Origin of the sequence: Paenibacillus sp. KS-LC4 (assembly GCF_036894955.1) — a bacterium.
Classification (GTDB): domain Bacteria; phylum Bacillota; class Bacilli; order Paenibacillales; family Paenibacillaceae; genus Pristimantibacillus.
Genome location: NZ_CP145905.1, coordinates 5,615,968 through 5,637,520, shown reverse-complemented (window position 1 = coordinate 5,637,520; position 21,553 = coordinate 5,615,968). Strand labels below are relative to the sequence as shown.

The 21,553-nt window shown below is 46.3% G+C and carries 19 protein-coding genes and 1 other annotated feature; all 19 genes read left to right on the top strand.

Annotation, left to right across the window (positions count from 1 at the left end; genetic code table 11):
* Positions 1-56: 56 nt before the first annotated feature.
* The 19 genes from rplA (at position 57) to rplB (ending at position 21,549) form a co-directional block, all read left to right on the top strand.
* Positions 57-749, top strand: a complete 693-nt coding sequence (gene rplA, locus V5J77_RS23910; RefSeq protein WP_338553299.1) for a 50S ribosomal protein L1 — start codon at positions 57-59, stop codon at positions 747-749.
* Between the two features lie 16 nt (positions 750-765).
* Positions 766-918: a sequence feature (ribosomal protein L10 leader region), on the top strand.
* A 60-nt stretch (positions 919-978) separates the two neighbouring features.
* Positions 979-1,482, top strand: a complete 504-nt coding sequence (rplJ, locus tag V5J77_RS23905) for a 50S ribosomal protein L10 (RefSeq protein ID WP_338553298.1) — start codon at positions 979-981, stop codon at positions 1,480-1,482.
* 80 nt (positions 1,483-1,562) lie between these two features.
* Positions 1,563-1,922, top strand: coding sequence for a 50S ribosomal protein L7/L12 (gene rplL, locus V5J77_RS23900; RefSeq protein ID WP_338553297.1), 360 nt, complete (start codon positions 1,563-1,565; stop codon positions 1,920-1,922).
* Positions 1,923-2,039: 117 nt separating this feature from the next.
* Positions 2,040-2,636, top strand: a complete 597-nt coding sequence (locus tag V5J77_RS23895; RefSeq protein WP_338553296.1) for a class I SAM-dependent methyltransferase — start codon at positions 2,040-2,042, stop codon at positions 2,634-2,636.
* 310 nt (positions 2,637-2,946) lie between these two features.
* The gene (rpoB, locus tag V5J77_RS23890; RefSeq protein ID WP_338553295.1) at positions 2,947-6,513 is read left to right on the top strand and encodes a DNA-directed RNA polymerase subunit beta; all 3,567 of its coding nucleotides are present in this window, start codon (positions 2,947-2,949) and stop codon (positions 6,511-6,513) included.
* Positions 6,514-6,603: 90 nt separating this feature from the next.
* Positions 6,604-10,233: a DNA-directed RNA polymerase subunit beta' gene (gene rpoC, locus V5J77_RS23885; protein WP_338553293.1), complete on the top strand. Its 3,630-nt coding sequence runs from the start codon at positions 6,604-6,606 to the stop codon at positions 10,231-10,233.
* Between the two features lie 220 nt (positions 10,234-10,453).
* Entirely contained in the window at positions 10,454-10,684 is a 231-nt protein-coding gene (locus V5J77_RS23880; RefSeq protein WP_338553292.1) for a ribosomal L7Ae/L30e/S12e/Gadd45 family protein, read from the top strand.
* A 157-nt stretch (positions 10,685-10,841) separates the two neighbouring features.
* A complete protein-coding gene (gene rpsL / locus V5J77_RS23875) occupies positions 10,842-11,261 on the top strand; it encodes a 30S ribosomal protein S12 (protein ID WP_046234218.1) in 420 nt (139 codons plus the stop codon).
* A 52-nt stretch (positions 11,262-11,313) separates the two neighbouring features.
* Positions 11,314-11,784 carry a 30S ribosomal protein S7 gene (gene rpsG, locus V5J77_RS23870; RefSeq protein WP_046234219.1) on the top strand — a complete coding sequence of 157 codons (471 nt, stop codon included), beginning with the start codon at positions 11,314-11,316 and terminating at the stop codon, positions 11,782-11,784.
* 56 nt (positions 11,785-11,840) lie between these two features.
* The gene (gene fusA, locus V5J77_RS23865; RefSeq protein ID WP_338553291.1) at positions 11,841-13,916 is read left to right on the top strand and encodes an elongation factor G; all 2,076 of its coding nucleotides are present in this window, start codon (positions 11,841-11,843) and stop codon (positions 13,914-13,916) included.
* Between the two features lie 117 nt (positions 13,917-14,033).
* On the top strand, positions 14,034-15,224 hold the full coding sequence (gene tuf / locus V5J77_RS23860; protein WP_338553290.1) for an elongation factor Tu: 1,191 nt from the start codon (positions 14,034-14,036) through the stop codon (positions 15,222-15,224).
* 199 nt (positions 15,225-15,423) lie between these two features.
* Positions 15,424-16,485, top strand: coding sequence for an ABC transporter substrate-binding protein (locus V5J77_RS23855; protein ID WP_338557035.1), 1,062 nt, complete (start codon positions 15,424-15,426; stop codon positions 16,483-16,485).
* 126 nt (positions 16,486-16,611) lie between these two features.
* On the top strand, positions 16,612-17,508 hold the full coding sequence (locus tag V5J77_RS23850; protein WP_338557033.1) for an ABC transporter permease: 897 nt from the start codon (positions 16,612-16,614) through the stop codon (positions 17,506-17,508).
* Positions 17,508-18,302: an ATP-binding cassette domain-containing protein gene (locus tag V5J77_RS23845; RefSeq protein ID WP_338553289.1), complete on the top strand. Its 795-nt coding sequence runs from the start codon at positions 17,508-17,510 to the stop codon at positions 18,300-18,302. The genes V5J77_RS23850 and V5J77_RS23845 overlap by 1 nt, the downstream gene beginning before the upstream one ends.
* 476 nt (positions 18,303-18,778) lie before the next feature.
* Positions 18,779-19,087: a 30S ribosomal protein S10 gene (gene rpsJ, locus V5J77_RS23840; RefSeq protein ID WP_197938307.1), complete on the top strand. Its 309-nt coding sequence runs from the start codon at positions 18,779-18,781 to the stop codon at positions 19,085-19,087.
* Between the two features lie 46 nt (positions 19,088-19,133).
* Positions 19,134-19,757, top strand: coding sequence for a 50S ribosomal protein L3 (rplC, locus tag V5J77_RS23835; RefSeq protein WP_056035792.1), 624 nt, complete (start codon positions 19,134-19,136; stop codon positions 19,755-19,757).
* Between the two features lie 27 nt (positions 19,758-19,784).
* On the top strand, positions 19,785-20,408 hold the full coding sequence (gene rplD, locus V5J77_RS23830; RefSeq protein ID WP_338553287.1) for a 50S ribosomal protein L4: 624 nt from the start codon (positions 19,785-19,787) through the stop codon (positions 20,406-20,408).
* Positions 20,408-20,701 carry a 50S ribosomal protein L23 gene (gene rplW, locus V5J77_RS23825; RefSeq protein WP_046234228.1) on the top strand — a complete coding sequence of 98 codons (294 nt, stop codon included), beginning with the start codon at positions 20,408-20,410 and terminating at the stop codon, positions 20,699-20,701. The genes rplD and rplW overlap by 1 nt, the downstream gene beginning before the upstream one ends.
* 17 nt (positions 20,702-20,718) lie before the next feature.
* Positions 20,719-21,549 (top strand): 50S ribosomal protein L2, encoded by an 831-nt coding sequence (rplB, locus tag V5J77_RS23820; RefSeq protein ID WP_046234229.1) that lies wholly within the window; start codon positions 20,719-20,721, stop codon positions 21,547-21,549.
* The last annotated feature ends 4 nt before the right edge of the window (positions 21,550-21,553 follow it).

Sequence of the window (21,553 nt, the reverse complement as noted above, 5' to 3'; positions counted from 1 at the left end):
GGAGGATTTTCCCTAGGAGGATTTTCCGTTAAAACCACTTGAGGAGGATATTTATAATGGCTAAACATGGCAAGAAGTATGTAGAAGCTTCCAAGCTGATTGATAGCGAAGCGACTTACGAGTCGTTAGAAGCAATTGAGCTTGTGAAAAAAGCAGCAACAGCTAAATTCGACGAATCCGTTGAAGTTGCTGTACGTCTGGGTGTAGACCCTCGTAAACAAGACCAAGCAGTGCGCGGCGTCGTTGTACTTCCGCACGGTACTGGTAAAACTAAACGCGTCCTCGTATTCGCAAAAGGCGATAAAGCGAAGGAAGCTGAAGCTGCTGGCGCTGATTTTGTCGGCGACGCAGACATGATCAACAAAATCCAACAAGGCTGGTTCGAATTCGACGTTTGCGTAGCAACGCCGGATATGATGGCTGAAGTTGGTAAACTCGGTCGTATTCTCGGTGGTAAAGGCCTTATGCCTAACCCTAAAGCCGGCACAGTAACGTTTGACGTTTCTAAAGCCGTGCAAGAGATTAAAGCCGGTAAAATTGAATACCGTCTGGACAAAGCTGGTCAAATCCATGCTCCAATCGGTAAAGTATCCTTTGATGCTGATAAGCTTGATGCTAACCTTCGCGCTCTTGTAGAAGCTTTGGTTCGTGCTAAACCAGCTGCAGCAAAAGGTGTCTACTTGAAAAACATCGCCGTTTCCTCGACAATGGGCCCTGGCGCTCGCGTCTCCGCTGCTAGCTACCGCTAATAGCAAGAAACGGAACTAAAATCGAACACGCATACCGTAGACAGTAGGTGCCGAGAGGCTTAATTTCCTACCGAGGTGTTATGATAAAGCGTTTGTGTGCGGCCTTGGGTTGCACTAACGAACCATCATGGCCTTCGCTACTTACAGCGGAGGCTTTTCTCATGCATCGCGGCAAGAGATCTGACTCGTCAAACAACGGAATGTAAAAATAATACAGGAGGTGTACAGTTTGGCAAACGCAAAAATCATCCAAGAGAAACAACAAGCAGTTGAAGTTATTTCAGCAAAACTTCGTGATAGCTCCAGTGCAGTCGTTGCCGATTATCGCGGATTGAACGTTGCGCAAGTTACAGAACTTCGCAAACAACTGCGTGAGGCTGGCATCGAGTTTCAAGTTTTGAAAAACTCGCTAGTTCGCCGTGCTACTGATGCAGCTGGTCTTTCCGAGTTGAATGAAATTCTAACTGGACCGACAGCTATTGCTTTCGGAAACGAAGATGCAGTTGCTCCAGCTAAAATTCTTAACGATTTCGCTAAAAAGAACGATGCTTTGAAACTTAAAGGCGGCGTTGTTGAAGGTAAAATTGTTGATATGGATCAAATCAAAGCGCTCGCGGAACTTCCGTCGCGCGATGGATTGCTTTCCATGCTCCTCAGCGTATTGCAAGCCCCAGTGCGCAACTTCGCGCTTGCGGTTAAAGCAGTTGGCGAGCAAAAAGAAGCTCAAGCTTAATATTTTTTACATGTATCGAATCTGCTGCTCGTTTAAACCTGCAGCTTAAAAAAACTAAAACCACTTCTGGAGGTATAACCATGTCTAAAGATCAAATCTTGGAAGCAATCAAAGTTATGACCGTTCTTGAACTGAACGATCTTGTTAAAGCAATCGAAGAAGAATTCGGCGTTACTGCTGCTGCTCCTGTAGCTGCTGTAGGCGGCGGCGCAGCTGTTGAAGCTGAGCAAACTGAATTCACTGTTATTCTTAACAACGCTGGTGCTTCCAAAATCAACGTTATCAAAGTCGTTCGCGAAATCACAGGTCTTGGCCTGAAAGAAGCGAAAGATCTGGTTGATAGCGCTCCTAAAGCAATCAAAGAAAACGTTTCTAAAGAAGATGCAGAAGCAGTTAAAGCTAAGCTTGAAGAAGCTGGCGCAGCTGTAGAAGTTAAGTAATATCTCTTCTTTAAGAAGATAGCGGGCCCCTTGAAACGCTACGTTTCAAGGGGTTCGTTCTATGTTTAAAACTAAGCCTAATTAAAGGTTCGACTTTATCAGGTCAGGGGGATTCGCATGTCAGACCATTACTATTCGCCAAGCCCTGGCGTGAAAAACGACCGTCGCATTCATGAAGAACAGCTGCGCGGTATAGCTTTGAAATTTATGACGGATGCTGGCGTTTTTTCGAAAACAGGCGTCGATTACGGCACGCGTGTGCTGCTGAACGCACTGGAGCTGAAGGGCGAACGCAGCGTATTGGATGTTGGGTGCGGATACGGGCCGATCGGTCTTACCATTGCACGGCTTGCTCCGGAAAGTCATGTAACAATGATTGATGTGAATGAAAGAGCGGTAGCGCTATCCAAAGAAAATGCACACAACAACGGCATAAAGAATATAACGGTTTATCAAAGCGACGTGTATGAAGCGGTTCGGCAGTCCGTATTTGATATGATTGTCACTAACCCGCCAATACGGGCCGGGAAAGAGATTGTACATCGTATTTTTGAAGAGGGCTATGAGCTGCTGGCTCCTGGCGGAACGATGTGGATCGTCATTCAGAAAAAGCAGGGTGCCGCATCAGCGGAAGCGAAGCTTGAGTCGTTGTTCAGTGAAGTAATCGAAGTGACGAAAGATAAGGGCTATCGAATCTACAAAGCTGTTAAATGAGTCATTTGATTTCTTGACTTGACTTTCTATATGTGGTAAGATTATAAAATGTCAGCATTAAATTGGGCTAAATCTCTTTAGTCAACTAAAATGTCAAGTGCGAATTTTTAGCGCAAAATGCATATAAAATGTGTAGTTGACGTATAATGTTTACATTTTGGGCAAAATTACTTGATATGGAATCTATACGCTTGCGCTGCGTATGGTTGGCTCGTGGAACATGCTCTTTTTTCGAACTATTCGATAAGGGCTTTTCTTTATTTGAATAAGTAAGCAGTTGCGCAGTACGTTTCGTTGCTGTGAGACAGACATGAGGGGTGAGGTTAAGTTGGCAGGACAACTTGTTCAGTATGGTCGGCGCACGCGGAGAAGTTATGCCCGAATCAACGAGGTGCTGGAAGTCCCGAACCTGATTGAAATCCAACAAAAATCGTACGAAAAATTCTTGGAAACGGATTTAATTGAATTATTCCAAGATATTTCGCCGATTCAGGACTTTACGGGCAATCTATCGCTTGAGTTTATCGACTACAGCTTGGGCGAACCGAAATATTCGGTCGATGAATCAAAAGAACGCGATGTGACGTATGCTGCTCCACTACGCGTGAAAGTACGGCTCTTTAATAAAGAGACTGGCGAAGTGAAGGAACAGGAAGTTTTCATGGGTGACTTCCCGCTGATGACAGAGACCGGCACGTTTATCATTAACGGAGCGGAACGGGTTATTGTCAGCCAATTGGTGCGCTCCCCAAGTGTGTACTTCAGCACGAAGGTTGATAAAAACGGGAAGAAAAACTACACAGCGACCGTTATCCCGAATCGTGGAGCTTGGTTAGAGCTGGAAACGGATGCTAAAGATATTGTCTACGTTCGTATCGACCGCACTCGGAAAATTCCGGTTACGGTACTTTTGCGTTCGTTAGGCTTCGGCACTGACGCGGAAATTTTGGAATTGCTCGGCCATGACGAGTATATTCGCAATACGCTTGATAAAGACAACACGGATTCTACCGAGAAAGCGCTGATTGAGATTTATGAGCGCCTTCGTCCAGGTGAGCCGCCTACGCTTGATAACGCGAAGAGCTTGCTTGTAGCACGCTTCTTTGACCCGAAACGCTATGATCTAGCAAATGTAGGACGTTACAAGATTAATAAAAAGCTTCATATCAAAAATCGTCTGTTCAATCAGCGCTTAGCTGAAACGCTTGTCGATCCATCGACCGGTGAAATCATTGCTGAAGCAGGTCAGATGATTGACCGCCGTTTGTTGGATGACATTTTGGAGAAGCTTGAAACAAATGTTGGCTTCAAAACGTATCATGTTGCCAATGGCGTGCTTGATGCAGATAGTATTCCACTGCAAGCAATCAGTGTATTCTCGCCGCTTGATGAATCTAAAGTCATTAAGGTTATTGCAAACGGGATTATTGATAAAACAGTGAAGCATGTTACGCCGGCAGATATTATTGCTTCCATTAACTATTTCCTTAACCTGCTTCAAGGTGTAGGAAGCACGGATGACATTGACCACTTGGGTAATCGTCGTCTGCGTTCCGTAGGGGAGCTTCTGCAAAACCAATTCCGTATCGGTCTGTCCCGTATGGAAAGAGTAGTGCGTGAACGGATGTCGATTCAGGATGCGAACGCGATTACGCCGCAGGCTTTGATTAACATTCGTCCCGTTATTGCTTCGATTAAAGAGTTCTTCGGATCCTCACAGCTCTCGCAGTTTATGGACCAAACGAATCCGCTTGCGGAACTGACACACAAACGTCGTCTGTCTGCACTCGGACCCGGCGGTTTGACACGTGAGCGCGCGGGCTTTGAAGTCCGAGACGTCCATCACTCCCACTATGGGCGGATGTGTCCGATTGAGACGCCAGAGGGACCGAATATCGGTTTGATCAACTCCTTGTCTTCTTTTGCCCGCATTAACGAATATGGATTCATTGAAGCTCCATATCGTTGGGTAGATGCGAAGACAGGAATTGTAACGGAACAAATTGCCTATCTGACTGCTGATGAGGAAGACAACTATGTAATTGCGCAAGCGAATGCAAAGCTGACTCCTGAAGGCACATTCGAAGAAAGCAGTGTTATCGTTCGTTACAATAAACAGGCAGATAACATTCTTACGATGCCAAGCGAGCGCGTTGACTACATGGACGTATCTCCTAAGCAGGTTGTATCGGTTGCGACGGCGCTTATTCCGTTCTTGGAAAACGATGACTCCAACCGTGCGCTTATGGGTTCCAACATGCAACGGCAAGCCGTACCTCTCTTGATTCCGAAAGCACCGCTTGTCGGTACGGGTATGGAGCATAAGTCGGCTAAAGACTCCGGTGTATGTATTGTCTCCAAATTTGATGGAATTATTGAACGTGTATCTGCCAATGAAATTTGGTTGCGCCGTGTGGAGCAAATTGACGGCAAGTCGGTAACTGGCGATCTCGTTAAACATAAGCTTCACAAGTTTACGCGTTCCAATCAAGGAACATGTATTAACCAGCGTCCGCTTGTTCATAAAGGCGATGTTATCAAAAAAGGCGATATTCTCGCTGATGGACCATCGACGGAGCAAGGCGAATTGGCACTGGGCCGCAATGTGGTCGTTGCCTTTATGACATGGGAAGGCTACAACTATGAGGATGCCATTCTTCTTAGTGAAAAGCTTGTTAAAGAAGACGTTTATACCTCGATTCACATTGAGGAATATGAGTCGGAAGCCCGTGATACGAAGCTGGGACCAGAAGAAATTACCCGCGACATTCCAAATGTCGGCGAAGAAGCACTGAAAAATCTCGACGAGCGTGGTATTATCCGTGTCGGCGCAGAAATTAGTGCAGGCGATATTCTGGTTGGTAAAGTAACACCTAAAGGTGTAACGGAACTGACAGCAGAGGAACGCCTTCTTCATGCGATTTTCGGTGAAAAAGCTCGTGAAGTAAGAGATACTTCGCTTCGCGTACCGCATGGTACTGACGGAATCGTTGTGGACGTAAAAGTATTTACTCGTGAGAATGGCGATGAGCTGCCTCCTGGTGTAAATCAACTCGTTCGTGCTTATATTGCTCAAAAACGGAAAATTTCCGAGGGTGATAAAATGGCCGGACGTCACGGTAATAAAGGGGTTATTGCCCGCATTATGCCGGAAGAAGATATGCCATTCCTGCCAGACGGCACACCAGTAGAAGTTGTTCTCAACCCACTGGGCGTACCTTCTCGTATGAACATCGGCCAAGCGCTTGAAGTTCACTTGGGTCTGGCTTGTAAACGTCTTGGCTTGCATGCTGCGACGCCGGTATTTGACGGCGCGCGTGAGAATGACGTTTTTGATGCAATGGAAGAAGCAGGCATGCAGCGTAATGGTAAGACTGTACTTTATGATGGCCGTACGGGTGAAAGCTTTGAACGTGAAGTTACCGTTGGCGTCATGTACATGATCAAGCTTGCGCACATGGTTGACGATAAAATCCATGCTCGTTCCACAGGTCCTTACTCGCTCGTTACGCAACAGCCATTGGGTGGTAAAGCTCAATTCGGCGGACAGCGTTTCGGTGAGATGGAAGTATGGGCGCTTGAAGCCTATGGGGCTGCTTACACCTTGCAAGAAATTCTTACCGTCAAATCCGATGATGTTGTTGGTCGTGTGAAGACGTATGAGTCGATTGTTAAGGGTGAGAACGTACCAGAGCCAGGCGTGCCGGAGTCATTCAAAGTATTGATCAAAGAGCTTCAAAGTTTGGGTATGGATGTTAAAATTCTGACCGAAAATGAAGAAGAGATCGAGCTAAGAGAGTCGGATGACGATGATGACGCAGCAGGAGATAAGCTGAACCTTAATCTAGAAGGCGCTGAAGTAGGCGCTCTTGAATAAGAATCTAGCCCAGCTGCGTGTACGCTACTAGCGAACACGCAGCCGCTAGTATGCATGAAATAGCCATACATGACGAAGGAGGGTTGCTCCTTGTTGGACGTGAACAACTTCGAGTATATGAAAATTGGGCTTGCCTCGCCTGAGAAAATTCGTTCCTGGTCCCGCGGAGAAGTTAAAAAACCGGAAACGATCAACTATAGGACGTTAAAACCGGAGAAGGAAGGCCTCTTCTGCGAGAAAATTTTTGGTCCTACCAAAGACTGGGAGTGCCACTGCGGCAAGTACAAGCGCGTTCGCTATAAAGGCGTCGTCTGTGATCGCTGTGGCGTTGAAGTAACACGTGCGAAAGTGCGCCGTGAGCGTATGGGACATATTGAGCTTGCAGCTCCTGTATCTCATATCTGGTATTTCAAAGGGATTCCTAGCCGCATGGGCTTGGCATTGGATATGTCGCCTCGTTCGCTTGAGGAGATCATATACTTTGCATCTTATGTTGTAACCGATCCTGGTGATACGCCGCTGGAGAAAAAACAGCTGCTGTCTGAAAAGGAATACCGCAGCTACCGTGAGAAATATGGCTACGGCTTCCACGCTGGAATGGGTGCTGAAGCAGTCAAAAAACTGCTGCAGGACATTGAAGTGGAGAAAGAGCTGGAGCAGCTTAAAGAAGAGCTTCGTACGGCTCAGGGCCAACGCCGTAACCGTGCGATCAAGCGTCTTGAAGTTATTGAAGCATTCCGCAACTCCGGCAATGAGCCGGAATGGATGATTCTTGATGTGCTTCCAGTTATCCCTCCAGAGCTTCGCCCGATGGTACAACTGGATGGCGGGCGTTTTGCGACGTCTGACCTTAATGACCTGTACCGCCGTGTAATCAACCGTAACAACCGTCTGAAGCGTCTGCTTGATTTGGGTGCTCCTGACATTATCGTGCAAAATGAGAAACGCATGCTTCAAGAAGCAGTTGATGCGCTGATTGATAACGGCCGTCGTGGTCGTCCAGTGACTGGACCGGGTAACCGTCCGCTCAAATCGCTCAGCCATATGCTGAAAGGTAAGCAAGGACGTTTCCGTCAAAACTTGCTCGGAAAACGTGTCGATTACTCTGGCCGTTCCGTTATCGTAGTAGGCCCGAACCTGAAGATGTTCCAATGCGGACTTCCGAAGGAAATGGCGCTCGAGCTGTTTAAGCCATTCGTTATGAAAGAACTCGTCAACAAAGGACTTGCGCACAACATTAAGAGCGCGAAGCGCAAAGTTGAGCGCGTAAGCCCTGAGGTATGGGATGTTCTTGAAGAAGTAATCAAGGAGCACCCGGTTCTGCTGAACCGTGCCCCGACCCTTCACAGACTCGGTATTCAAGCATTTGAGCCGATTTTGGTTGAAGGTCGCGCCATCAAGCTTCACCCGCTCGTATGTACCGCTTATAATGCGGATTTCGACGGTGACCAAATGGCCGTTCACGTTCCATTGTCTGCAGAAGCACAAGCGGAAGCTCGCTTGCTTATGCTTGCATCGGGCAACATTTTGAACCCTAAAGACGGTAAGCCAGTCGTTACGCCTTCTCAGGATATGGTTCTCGGCAGTTACTATCTGACGATGGACAACAAGGAAGCGCTAGGCACAGGTTCGGTGTTTGCAACGGTGAATGAAGCAGTATCGGCGTACCAACGCGGTATTGTTTCGTTGCATGCGCGTGTCTTTATTCCGGTGAAAGTTTTGAAAAAGACGGTGTTCACCGAAAAACAACAGCAGTCGTTGTTAGCAACGACCGTTGGTAAAATTATTTTTAACGAAATTTTCCCGGAGGATTTCCCTTATATCAACGAGGCTACGAAAACGAACCTCTTGAACGGAACGCCGGATAAATATTTTGTATACGACAAAGGCAGTGATTTGAAGAAAATCATTGAAGAATTGCCTACAGCAGGCGGTGTTGGTAAAGATTATCTCGGTAATATTATTGCTGAGTGCTTCAGAAATTACCACACGACGCTGACGGCTGTTATCCTTGACCGTATTAAACAGCTTGGCTTCACTTACTCTACTCGTGCAGGTATTACGATTGCTGTATCGGACGTTATCGTACCGCCGGAAAAAACGGAGCTTCTTAAAAATTCTGATGATCAGGTAGCTATCGTTATGAATCAGTACCGTCGTGGTCTGATTACGAACGAAGAGCGTTATGACCGGATTATTAGCATTTGGAGCAAATGTAAAGACGAGTTGACGGAAATTTTGATGAAGTCGATGGATCGCTATAACAACATCATGCTTATGGTTGACTCGAAAGCGCGGGGTAATAAATCGCAAATCACCCAATTGGGCGGTATGCGTGGACTGATGGCCAATCCATCGGGTCGTATTATCGAGTTGCCAATCAAATCGAACTTCCGTGAAGGTCTGACCGTACTCGAGTACTTCATCTCGACGCACGGTGCGCGGAAAGGTCTTGCGGATACAGCTCTTCGTACAGCTGACTCCGGTTACCTGACTCGTAGGCTTGTTGACGTTGCACAGGATGTTATCGTTCGTGAAGAAGATTGCGGAACTGATAAAGGCTTTTCTGTCAGCAAAATTCAAGACGGTAAAGAGGTTATCGAGGATCTTTACGACCGTATTGAAGGCCGCTACGCTTTCGAGACCGTTCGTCATCCGAAGACTGGCGAAGTTATCGTAAGCCGCAACGATTTGATCGATTCGAATAGAGCCGATGCGATTATTGATGCTGGCATTGAAAAACTGCAAATCCGTTCCGTGCTTAGCTGCCGCGCGCGTCATGGCGTATGTAAAACTTGTTATGGCCGTAACCTTGCGACAGGCAAGCATGTTGAAATTGGTGAAGCAGTTGGTATCATTGCTGCTCAATCCATCGGGGAGCCAGGAACACAGCTCACAATGCGTACATTCCATACCGGCGGTGTTGCCGGAGACGATATTACGCAAGGTTTGCCGCGTATCCAGGAGCTTTTCGAGGCGCGTAATCCGAAAGGTCAAGCGATCATCACCGAGCTTGATGGTGTGGTCAAAGAAATTCGTGAAGCGAAGGATCGCCGTGAAATCGAAGTTCAAGGTGAAGCGGAATCCAAAACTTACGCGATTACTTACGGCTCGCGTATCCGTGTTGTAAAAGGTCAGCAACTAGAAGCCGGCGACGAGCTGACGGATGGTTCGATTGACCCTAAAGATATGCTTCGGATTAAAGGTATCCGCGGCGTTCAAAACTATATTTTGCAGGAAGTACAGCGCGTCTACCGGAACCAAGGGGTAGAAATCAATGATAAGCATATTGAAGTCATGGTTAAGCAAATGCTCCGCAAAATCCGTATCGTTGATGCGGGAGAAACAAAGCTTCTGCCAGGCGCATTTGTAGACATTCATGAATATGAATCTGCCAACCGCGAAGCGATCTTTGCTGACAAAGAGCCAGCAGTAGCGAAACCGGTATTGCTCGGTATTACGAAGGCGTCTCTTGAGACGGATTCGTTCTTGTCGGCAGCTTCTTTCCAAGAAACGACCCGCGTCCTGACTGACGCCGCTATTAAAGGCAAGGTCGACCAGTTGCTTGGTCTGAAGGAAAATGTTATTATCGGTAAGTTGATTCCGGCTGGTACGGGTATGACGCGTTATCGCAACATCCGTCTGGTAGGTCTTGAGGATGAGCAGGAAACTGTTGTAAACCAAGGCGAACTGGAATCAGAAGCAGTTACCGTTGATTAAAGCTTGAAGCATGCATGCTGCGGCGGCCTCCCCTTGCAAGAGAGGGGAAGCTGCCTGCGTATGCGCTTATACCAAGATTCTAGCAGCTTTTCAGAAAAGGAAATGACTAACATTTGCTGTCTTTCTGATAAAGCCACTTGACACTCTAGGTGTACAGGTGATAATATATCGAAGTGTGCCTAATTGTGTGATCTTCTACCGCTAAAGGATAGGTGATTCCATGCAGTTTAAAGTTGGCGCGAAACAGACGACGAAGATGCTTGAGCAAGATAAAGCAATCGAAGTCTACATTGCTCAAGATGCAGATCCACGAATGAAAGAGAAGATACTTCATTTGTGTGAGCGGTCGAGTATCCCGGTCAAATGGGTAGAAACGATGCAAGACCTTGGGAAAACCTGCGGAATTGATGTCGGAGCTGCTATGGCAGCGCTCGTAACCGATGATGAATAAAGGAAAAAAGTATTTTTGCTGGTGCAACTTCAATCTGATGATGGACTGGTGAGAATTTTTATTTGTTCTTTTATGAACCACCTGGATCTGTGGGCTTTAAAATTAGGTGTAATGTCTACCATATTAAATGACATGAATAACGGAAGGGGGTGGCAACATGCCAACAATTAACCAGCTAGTCCGTAAAGGACGCCAAGCTAAAGTCGTAAAATCAAAATCGCCAGCTTTGCAAAAAGGTTTCAACGCCTTGAAACGTGAAGCTACAAACATCAGTGCTCCGCAAAAACGCGGTGTGTGCACTCGTGTAGGTACAATGACTCCGAAAAAACCGAACTCTGCACTTCGTAAATATGCGCGTGTACGTTTGACTAACCGCGTAGAGGTTACAGCTTACATTCCGGGTATCGGACATAACCTTCAAGAGCACAGTGTCGTATTGATCCGTGGCGGACGGGTAAAAGACCTTCCGGGTGTACGTTATCATATCGTTCGCGGCGCTTTGGATACAGCGGGTGTTAACAACCGTAACCAAGCTCGTTCGAAATACGGTGCAAAACGTCCTAAAGTTAAGAAATAAGACATGCTTTAACCACTAATGAAATGATCATTCAAGAAAGGGGGACTTTCTCATGCCACGCAAAGGTCCTGTAACAAAACGCGATGTGCTTCCGGATCCGGTTTACAATAGCAAACTGGTAACGAGACTCATCAACCGCATTATGATCGACGGTAAACGTGGAACAGCTCAAACGCTGTTGTACGATGCCTTCAAACTGATCCAAGAACGCACGGGTAAAGATCCGATGGAAGTGTTCGAAGCAGCTTTGAAAAATATCATGCCAGTACTTGAGGTTAAAGCACGCCGTGTCGGCGGTGCCAACTATCAAGTGCCGATCGAAGTTAAACCTGAGCGCCGTACATCGCTTGGTCTCCGTTGGCTCGTGAACTACTCACGCAACCGCGGTGAGAAAACGATGGTAGAGCGTTTGGCTGCTGAAATTACTGATGCTTCCAATAACACTGGTGCATCCGTTAAGAAGCGTGAAGATACACACAAAATGGCAGAAGCGAACAGAGCGTTTGCTCACTACCGTTGGTAGGATTCAGCTGACGCTGAATCAACAAATAATCTCATTTAATGAGAGGAGACCAGTTCATGGCTAGAGAGTTCTCCTTGAATAATACACGGAACATCGGGATTATGGCGCATATTGATGCGGGTAAAACCACTACAACTGAGCGTATCTTGTTCTACACAGGCCGTACTCACAAAATCGGAGAGGTGCATGAAGGCGCCGCGACGATGGACTGGATGGAACAAGAGCAAGAGCGCGGTATTACGATTACGTCTGCCGCGACGACAGCTCAATGGGATGGACACCGCATCAATATCATCGATACCCCAGGACACGTTGACTTCACAGTTGAAGTTGAGCGTTCCCTCCGCGTATTGGACGGGGCAGTTGGCGTTTTCAGTGCAAAAGAAGGCGTTGAGCCTCAATCTGAGACGGTATGGCGTCAAGCTGACCGTTATGGCGTTCCACGGATCGCTTATATCAACAAAATGGACATCATCGGTGCAGACTTCTTGAACGTTATCAAGGATATGCGCGAGCGTCTACAAGCAAATGCTGTTGCGATTCAAATTCCGATTGGCGCTGAGAGCGATTTTGTCGGCGTTATCGATATCGTTGAGCGCGTAGCATACAAATACAAAGATGATCTCGGAAAAGACCCTGAGAAAATCGAAATTCCTGCTGAGTATGCCGACCAAGTCGAAGAACTCCGCACGGAATTAATCGAGAAAGTTGCCGAGCTGGATGAAGAATTAACGATGAAATATCTGGAAGGTGAAGAAATTACCGTTCCAGAAATTAAAGCAGCGCTTCGTAAAGGCGTTTGCGAAGTTAAAATTTTCCCAGTTATCGTTGGCTCCTCCTACCGCAATAAAGGCGTTCAAATGATGTTGAATGCTGTTGTTGATTACCTTCCATCGCCACTTGATGTACCAGCTATCAAAGGTACACTGGATGACGGTACTGAGGAAGTTCGTCAATCTTCAGATTCAGAACCGTTCTCGGCTCTGGCATTCAAAATCATGACGGACCCTTATGTTGGTAAATTGACGTTCTTCCGTGTGTATTCTGGTGTCCTGAAATCCGGTTCGTATGTTCTGAATGGTACAAAGAACAAACGTGAGCGTATTGGTCGGATTCTGCAAATGCACGCGAACAGCCGTCAAGAGATTTCGGAAGTTTACTCCGGAGATATCGCAGCTGCAGTTGGTTTGAAAGACACCATTACAGGCGATACGCTTTGCGATGAGAAAAGTCCGATCATTCTTGAATCTATGAATTTCCCTGAGCCAGTAATCTCGGTAGCTATCGAACCAAAAACGAAAGCTGACCAAGACAAACTTGGTATCGCGATTTCCAAGCTTGCGGAAGAGGATCCTACATTCCGTGCGCATACGGATGAAGAAACTAACCAAACGATTATCTCTGGTATGGGTGAGCTTCACCTTGAGATTCTAGTTGACCGTATGCTTCGCGAATTTAAGGTTGAGACAAACGTTGGTAAGCCTCAAGTTGCTTATCGTGAAACGTTCCGTCAAGCTGCAAAAGTCGAAGGTAAATTCGTTCGTCAATCCGGTGGTAAAGGTCAATATGGCCATTGCTGGGTTGAATTCGTTCCACAAGAGCCAGGTGAAGGCTTCGTATTTGAAAACAAGGTTGTGGGTGGATCGATTCCTCGTGAATTTATCGCTCCAATCCAAGCTGGTATCGAAGAGTCGATGAAAAACGGCGTTATCGCTGGTTTCCCGCTCGTTGATGTTAAAGCAATTGTTTTCGACGGATCTTATCATGATGTTGACTCCTCGGAGATGGCATTTAAAATTGCAGGTTCGATGGCGCTTAAAGCTGCCAAAGAAAAATGTAAGCCAGTTCTGCTTGAGCCAATCATGAAAGTTGAAGTTACTGTTCCTGAAGAGTATATGGGCGATGTAATGGGTATGTTGAACTCCCGTCGTGGTCGCATTGAAGGTATGGATACTCGCGCAGGCGCGCAAATTATCCGTGCTAAGGTGCCTCTCTCCGAGATGTTTGGTTATTCCACAACACTTCGTTCCGGTACACAAGGACGCGGCGTATTCTCGATGGAGCTTTCTCACTATGAAGAAGTTCCTAAGTCGATCGCTGAAGAGATTATTGCTAAGCACAAAGGCGAATAATCATTTGTCTTTGTAATAATTCACTGTATTTACTCCGGTAGGCATTTTTGCTTGCTTAGCTTGCAGGTGCTCTACCCCCACATAAAATTTTTTTAATATTGAGGAGGATTAAGTTCAATGGCAAAAGCTAAATTTGAACGTACTAAACCGCACGTTAATATCGGTACAATCGGTCACGTCGACCACGGTAAAACGACTCTGACTGCAGCAATCACTACTGTACTTTCCAAAAAATACGGCGGTGCTGCTATCGCATTCGACCAAATCGATAAAGCTCCAGAAGAGCGCGAGCGCGGTATCACGATCTCGACAGCTCACGTTGAGTATGAGACGCCAACTCGTCACTACGCTCACGTTGACTGCCCAGGTCACGCCGACTATGTAAAAAACATGATCACTGGTGCTGCACAAATGGACGGAGCAATCCTGGTCGTTTCCGCAGCTGATGGCCCTATGCCACAAACTCGTGAGCACATCTTGCTGTCCAAGCAAGTTGGCGTTCCTTACATCGTTGTATTCCTGAACAAATGCGACATGGTTGAAGACGAAGAGCTTCTTGAACTGGTTGAGATGGAAGTTCGCGACCTTCTTTCCGAGTATGAGTTCCCAGGCGACGACACTCCAATCATCCGTGGTGCAGCTCGTGAAGCTTTGCAAAACCCTGATGGTCCTTGGGCTGAAAAAATCGTTGAGTTGTTCGAGCAAGTTGACACTTACATCCCAACTCCTGAGCGCGATGTTGCGAAACCTTTCCTTATGCCTGTCGAGGACGTATTCACAATCACTGGCCGTGGTACTGTAGCAACTGGCCGTGTTGAGCGTGGCGTTATCAAAGTAGGCGACGAGATCGAAATTATCGGTCTTGCTGAAGAGTCCCGCAAATCCGTAGTAACAGGCGTTGAAATGTTCCGTAAATTGCTTGACTCCGCTCAAGCAGGCGACAACGTTGGCGCATTGCTTCGTGGTGTAGACCGTAAAGATATTGAGCGTGGACAAGTATTGGCTAAACCGGGTTCGGTTAAACCACACACTAACTTCACTGCACAAATCTACGTTCTGACTAAAGAAGAGGGTGGCCGTCACAAGCCTTTCTTCACTGGTTACCGTCCACAGTTCTACTTCCGTACAACTGACGTTACTGGTATCATCAACCTGCCAGAAGGTACTGAAATGGTTATGCCTGGCGACAACATCACAGTTACGGTTGAGCTTATCGCTCCAATCGCGGTTGAAGAAGGAACTCGTTTCTCCATCCGTGAAGGCGGCCGTACTGTAGGCGCTGGCGCTGTAGCAACTATCCAAAAATAATCGCGTGCGGCTTTAAGCCGCGCACGACTTAAACCTCTCACCTCGGTGAGAGGTTTTTTATTTTCCATGGACAAGTCATTGACGGCGCTGCTGCATCGCCTTTAATATGAGATAAGATGTATACAGCTGCGATAGAAGGAAAACTTATGGGAATGTAAGACAGATGCAGCTTATTAAGTAAGGGAGGGTTTTAGAGATGATGAAGAAAAATATGTGGGTAGGACTCATGCTAGTACTCGTTTTGGTCATTTCGGCATGCGGGAGCAATAAAGGATCGGGTAATACAGGAGAGCAGGCTTCAGCTGCACCAAGCAGTTCTGCTGAAGCAACAGACAGTGGAGCGAAAGAAAATTATAAAATTTCGATTTCACAGTATGTAGAGCATCCGTCGCTAGACGCGACAAGAGAAGGATTTATTGCAGCATTAAAGGATGCGGGCTTGGTTGAAGGTCAGAATTTGACCATTGATTTTAATACGGCACAAGCAGATCAAGCGAACAACCAAACGTTGGCTCAAAAGATTGCGGCTGACAAAAGTGATTTAGCGTTAGGTATTGCTACACCATCAGCACAAGCGCTAGTTAAAGAAGTGACGGATCGTCCTGTGCTTTTTGCAGCGGTTACCGATCCGATTGATTCGAAGCTCGTTACAAATTTAGATGCACCTGGCGGTCTAGTATCTGGAGCGTCCGATACAAACCCTGCTGCCATTACGGAGTTAATGGATTTTGTTGCTGCTAATTTTCCAAAAGTGAAAAATGTTGGGCTGGTCATTAATGAAGGTGAGCCTAATGCTGTGGTAATGGCAAAGATTGCTGAAGAAGCGCTTGCTAAGCATGACATTAAGCTTGTTCGTGCAGCAGTGAGCAACACATCGGAAGTACAGCAAGCTGCTGCTTCACTTGTGGGTAAAGTTGATGCCTTGTACGTTACTTTGGACAATTCAGTTGTTAGTAGCTTGGATACGTTGATTAAAGTAGCAAATGATAATGACCTTCCGTTTTTTGCGAGTGATCGTGATACGGTTGAGCGTGGTGCCTTTGCTACAATTGGCTTCAAATACTATGACCATGGTTACCAAGTAGGCCAAATGGCTGTGGATATTTTGAAGAATGGCAAAAAGCCTGGCGAAATGAAAGTAACTGTGCCGGACAAGCTGGATCTTATTTTGAACATGAAGGCAGCTAAGGAACAAGGCATTACCGTAACCGATGAGATGAAAAATCAAGTCAAGGATGCTGCTACCAACATCATTGAATAGTTGGATATTTAACGGGCAATTTATGTTGTAAAGTAACGGCTATTGTCGCCATTAGACGGCAGTAGCCGTTTGTAGTTTACCCGTTCGCTATGAGGAGGTTACCAATTGCTTAGTTTATTGAAATCAATGCCTGGTGCAATTGAGCTTGGTTTAATTTATGCTTTGATGGCGCTTGGCGTCTACATTACGTATCGTATATTGGATTTTCCGGATTTGACCGTGGAGGGTAGCTTCACGACGGGCGGCGGCATTGCGATGATTTTGATTACGAACGGGGTATCGCCTTGGGTAGCCACTATTGCTGCTTTTGCTGGCGGTGCAGTGGCAGGTGCCATTACTGGGCTTTTGCATACTAAAGGCAAAATTAATGGGCTGCTTTCCGGTATTATTATGATGATTGCGCTATATTCCATTAATTTGCGAATTATGGGCAAGCCGAACGTTTCGGTATATGGCATGGATACGATTTTTACAACTAGCAACGTACTTGTTATTGTCGTTATCGTTGTTATTGTGGCTAAGCTGCTCCTCGATTTGTTTCTGCATACCGATTTAGGGCTAAGTTTGCGTGCGACAGGAGATAACGAGCGTATGATTCGCAGCTTTGGTTCCAACACGGAAACGACTAAAATCATCGGTATATCCCTCTCCAACGCGCTCGTTGCTTTGTCAGGCGCTTTATTCGCACAGCAGTCCACTGCTGCTGATATTTCCATGGGGATTGGCGTTATCGTCGTCGGTTTGGCTTCCGTTATTATTGGTGAGGCTATTTTTGGAGCTCGTAAAGTTTTTTGGGCTACGCTGGCAGTCGTTCTTGGTTCCATTGTGTATCGAATCATTATTACGATTGCCTACCGGGTCGAGTGGCTCAAGGCTTCTGACTTAAAGCTGATTACTGCCGTAATCGTCATTGTTGCCCTTGTAGTTCCAACCATTCAGAAATCAATGAAGCAGAAAAAAATGGCTCGCAAACGCTCAGCGGAGCTGCTTACTGATTCTGTACAACGTGGAGGTGGGCAGTAATGCTGAACATTTCAAAGGTGTCCAAGCTTTTTAATCCAGGAACTGTTGATGAAAAGCCTGCTTTAATTAACATTAATCTTCATCTGATGCCTGGCGATTTTGTTACGGTCATTGGAAGTAATGGAGCTGGCAAGTCTACATTGATGAATATTATATCGGGTGTCACACGCCCAGATGCGGGGGATGTTGAAATAGCCGGGGATAAAATGACACTGCTTCCCGAATATAAACGCAGCCAATGGATTGGCAGAGTATTTCAAGATCCAATGGCGGGCACAGCGCCGCGCATGACGATTGAGGAAAATCTGGCTATGGCTTATAAAAGGGGCAAGCCGCGTGGGCTCATGCTGGGAGTGACGCCAGCCAAGCGTGCTTTTTTCAAGGAGCAGCTTTCAAGGCTCGGTATTGGGCTTGAGAACCGCTTGGGCGCAAAGGTTGGCCTTCTATCCGGGGGAGAGCGGCAAGCGCTTAGCCTGCTGATGGCGACCTTTACAAAGCCTCAAATATTGCTGCTTGATGAGCACACGGCTGCGCTCGATCCTGCTCGAGCAGAGCTGATTACAGCGCTCACGGATTCGCTTGTACATGAGATGCAGCTGACGACGCTTATGGTTACTCACAATATGGAGCAGGCAATCCGTCTAGGCAACCGGCTTATTATGATGGACAAGGGGCGCATCATCCTTGATGTTAATGAGCGTCGCAAGAGGGATCTGACGGTAGCGCAGCTGCTTAACGAATTTGAGCAAATTAGCGGTAAGAAGCTGGCCGACGACCGGATTGTGTTAGGTTAATAAGCATAAAGTGATGAAGAGTGTATTAGGGTGCTTTGCGAATAATAGGATCGCTTTTTATGAGACATAGGTGAAGCTTGCCGCTGTACTCACATAAAGGGCGATCTTTTCTTGTATTAAGAGGCGGCACAGCTTTTATTCGCAGACTATCAAGTCAGTTGCTTCTATATAATATAGAAGGAACTGCATTCGTTTTGTTTATGAAGCCGATAATAGGCCAATGCTAGATGCAGTAAAAGGCTGCATCTTAGCACACAAAAGAATGAATTTGTACTAATTTTAATGAAAGCAGTATGAAAGCAAAGTTCTGCTTGCTTTTGCCCATTCATTTCGTTATAATAATGTCTGTTGGTCTGTGACGTTGCGATGATGTGAGAGGTTGCCGACACACCCGGCCCCTTTGCCATGGGGCATGTGCCGGGTTTTCTCATGGAGTATGTCCGATAATAAATTGGGCGATAGAAGGAGGGACTTATATGGCAAAGCAAAAGATTCGTATTCGCTTGAAGGCGTACGATCACAGGATTCTTGATCAATCCGCAGAGAAAATTGTAGAAACTGCAAAACGTTCCGGAGCGAGTGTTTCCGGGCCGATTCCGCTTCCAACGGAAAAGCAAATCATCACCGTTCTCCGCGCGGTACACAAGTACAAGGATTCCAGGGAGCAATTCGAAATGCGTACACATAAACGCTTGATCGACATTGTTAACCCTACGCCGCAAACGGTTGATGCGTTGATGCGCCTGGACTTACCATCCGGTGTAGATATCGAAATCAAACTGTAAAAGCAACACCAGTATATGTGATATAGAAGGGAAATGAGGTGTCAACATGAAAGGTATCTTAGGTAAAAAACTTGGAATGACTCAAGTGTTTACTGCTGAAGGTAACGTAATTCCGGTTACGGTTATCGAAGCTGGACCATGTGTCGTTTTGCAGAAGAAAGACCAGGAAACTGATGGTTACGAAGCTGTTCAACTCGGTTTTGCCGACAAGAAAGAAAGCAGAACTATTAAGCCGGAAATTGGCCACGCTAAAAAAGCGGGAGCTACTCCTAAGCGCTACGTTCGTGAAATTCGCGGCATCCAATTGGGTGACTATGAAGTTGGTCAAGTGGTTAAAGCTGACCTTTTCGCAGAAGGCGAATTCGTTGACGTAACAGGTATTTCTAAAGGTAAAGGCTTTGCCGGCGTTATTAAACGTTGGGGACAAAGCACGGGTCCTATGTCTCACGGTTCCCGTTACCACCGTGGTCCAGGTTCCATGGGTTCGATTCAAGCGAACCGCGTACCTAAAGGCAAACGCCTTCCAGGTCACATGGGTACTGACGCTATCACAATTCAGAAGCTTGAAGTTATCCGCGTAGACGCTGAGCGTAACGTGTTGCTGGTTAAAGGTTCTGTACCAGGCCCTAAAAACGGTTTTGTGAAAGTTAAACTTACCGTTAAGAAATAAATTCTTAGAAGAAAGGAGGAACAATAAATGCCTAAAGTAACATTATACAATGTGAGCGGTTCGCAAGTAGGCGAGGTTGAATTGGCAGATAGCGTATTCGGTATCGAGCCTAACAAACACGTTCTACACAGCGCTGTTACGCTTCAGCAAGCTGCTGAACGTGCAGGTACTCACAAAACGAAAGGACGCTCTGAAGTACGTGGTGGCGGTCGTAAGCCTTGGAAACAAAAAGGAACTGGCCGTGCTCGTCAAGGTAGCATTCGCTCCCCGCAATGGGTTGGCGGCGGTACAGTATTTGGACCGACTCCACGCTCTTACGGATTCAAGCTTCCTAAGAAAGTTCGCCGTTTGGCAATCAAATCGGCTCTGTCTTCGAAAGTAATCGGAAATGACATTATCGTTCTTGATCAATTGTCGTTCGCTGCTCCTAAGACAAAAGAATTCGCAGCTATTTTGAACAACCTGAAAGTGGCTCGTAAAGCGCTTGTTGTTTTGCCTAGCTACGATGACAATGTAGCATTGTCTGCTCGTAACATTCCAGGTGTGAAATTCGTCGCAGCTGACGGCATTAATGTTCTGGATGTACTTGTATATGACAAGCTCATCATCACTAAAGATGCTGTAGAGAAAGTACAGGAGGTGTTTGCGTAATGAAAAACCCTCGCGATATTATTAAACGTCCTGTTATTACAGAACGTACTAGCGAATACATGGTTTCCAAACGTTACGTGTTCGAAGTTGATCTTCGCTCTAACAAAACAGAAATCAAAAACGCTATTGAGCAAATTTTCAAAGTTAAGGTTACTAGCGTTAACACAATGCGTGTTGCTGGCAAGCCTAAGCGCTATGGTAAATATAGCGGTTATAGATCCGAATGGAAAAAAGCAATCGTTCAACTGAGCGATGATAGCAAAGAACTTGAGTTCTTTGAAACGTCTGTATAGAAAAGGAGGAAATTCAAGTGCCAATTAAAAAGTATAAACCGACCTCTCCTGCACGTCGTGGTATGTCGGTCTCGACTTTCGAAGAGATCACAACAGACACACCGGAGAAATCGTTGCTAGCACCACTTTTCAAAAAAGCTGGTCGTAACAACCAAGGTAAAATTACGGTTCGTCATCAAGGCGGCGGACACAAACGTAAATATCGGATTATCGACTTCAAGCGTCTTAAGGATGGGATTGCTGGTAAAGTGGCTACGATCGAATACGATCCAAACCGTACTTCCAACATCGCTCTAATCCACTATGCTGATGGTGAGAAAGCCTACATTATCGCTCCAAAAGGTCTTAAAGTTGGAGATCAAGTAATGTCTGGTCCTACTGCCGATATTAAAGTAGGTAACACTCTTCCACTTGGTAACATTCCTGTTGGTTCGGTTATCCACAACATTGAATTGCAACCAGGTAAAGGCGGACAATTGGTTCGTGCTGCTGGTACTGAAGCTCAGCTTCTTGGTAAAGAAGAAGTTTACGTGTCGATTCGCCTTTCTTCCGGTGAAGTTCGTCGTATTCTGAAAACTTGCCGTGCTACAATCGGTTCTGTTGGTAACGAAGATCACGAGCTCGTGAAAATCGGTAAAGCTGGCCGTTCCCGTTGGTTGAACAGACGTCCTGAAGTCCGCGGCGTAGTTATGAACCCTAACGATCACCCACACGGTGGTGGTGAAGGTCGCGCTCCGATCGGTCGTAAATCGCCAATGTCTCCTTGGGGCAAACCAACACTTGGTTACAAAACCCGCAAGAAGAAAAAAGCTTCGAGCCAATATATTATTCGTCGTCGTACGAAGTAATAAC

What these genes read in the sequence shown, in the direction of transcription:
- V5J77_RS23855 (WP_338557035.1), top strand. Translation starts at nt 15,424, where the DNA reads ATGAAGAAAAATATGTGGGTAGGACTCATGCTAGTACTCGTTTTGGTC.
- rplW (WP_046234228.1), top strand. Translation starts at nt 20,408, where the DNA reads ATGAAAAACCCTCGCGATATTATTAAACGTCCTGTTATTACAGAACGT.
- V5J77_RS23895 (WP_338553296.1), top strand. Translation starts at nt 2,040, where the DNA reads ATGTCAGACCATTACTATTCGCCAAGCCCTGGCGTGAAAAACGACCGT.
- V5J77_RS23845 (WP_338553289.1), top strand. Translation starts at nt 17,508, where the DNA reads ATGCTGAACATTTCAAAGGTGTCCAAGCTTTTTAATCCAGGAACTGTT.
- rpsL (WP_046234218.1), top strand. Translation starts at nt 10,842, where the DNA reads ATGCCAACAATTAACCAGCTAGTCCGTAAAGGACGCCAAGCTAAAGTC.
- fusA (WP_338553291.1), top strand. Translation starts at nt 11,841, where the DNA reads ATGGCTAGAGAGTTCTCCTTGAATAATACACGGAACATCGGGATTATG.
- rpsJ (WP_197938307.1), top strand. Translation starts at nt 18,779, where the DNA reads ATGGCAAAGCAAAAGATTCGTATTCGCTTGAAGGCGTACGATCACAGG.
- rplA (WP_338553299.1), top strand. Translation starts at nt 57, where the DNA reads ATGGCTAAACATGGCAAGAAGTATGTAGAAGCTTCCAAGCTGATTGAT.
- rpoB (WP_338553295.1), top strand. Translation starts at nt 2,947, where the DNA reads ATGAGGGGTGAGGTTAAGTTGGCAGGACAACTTGTTCAGTATGGTCGG.
- V5J77_RS23880 (WP_338553292.1), top strand. Translation starts at nt 10,454, where the DNA reads ATGCAGTTTAAAGTTGGCGCGAAACAGACGACGAAGATGCTTGAGCAA.
- rplC (WP_056035792.1), top strand. Translation starts at nt 19,134, where the DNA reads ATGAAAGGTATCTTAGGTAAAAAACTTGGAATGACTCAAGTGTTTACT.
- rplD (WP_338553287.1), top strand. Translation starts at nt 19,785, where the DNA reads ATGCCTAAAGTAACATTATACAATGTGAGCGGTTCGCAAGTAGGCGAG.
- rpsG (WP_046234219.1), top strand. Translation starts at nt 11,314, where the DNA reads ATGCCACGCAAAGGTCCTGTAACAAAACGCGATGTGCTTCCGGATCCG.
- rplL (WP_338553297.1), top strand. Translation starts at nt 1,563, where the DNA reads ATGTCTAAAGATCAAATCTTGGAAGCAATCAAAGTTATGACCGTTCTT.
- V5J77_RS23850 (WP_338557033.1), top strand. Translation starts at nt 16,612, where the DNA reads ATGCCTGGTGCAATTGAGCTTGGTTTAATTTATGCTTTGATGGCGCTT.
- tuf (WP_338553290.1), top strand. Translation starts at nt 14,034, where the DNA reads ATGGCAAAAGCTAAATTTGAACGTACTAAACCGCACGTTAATATCGGT.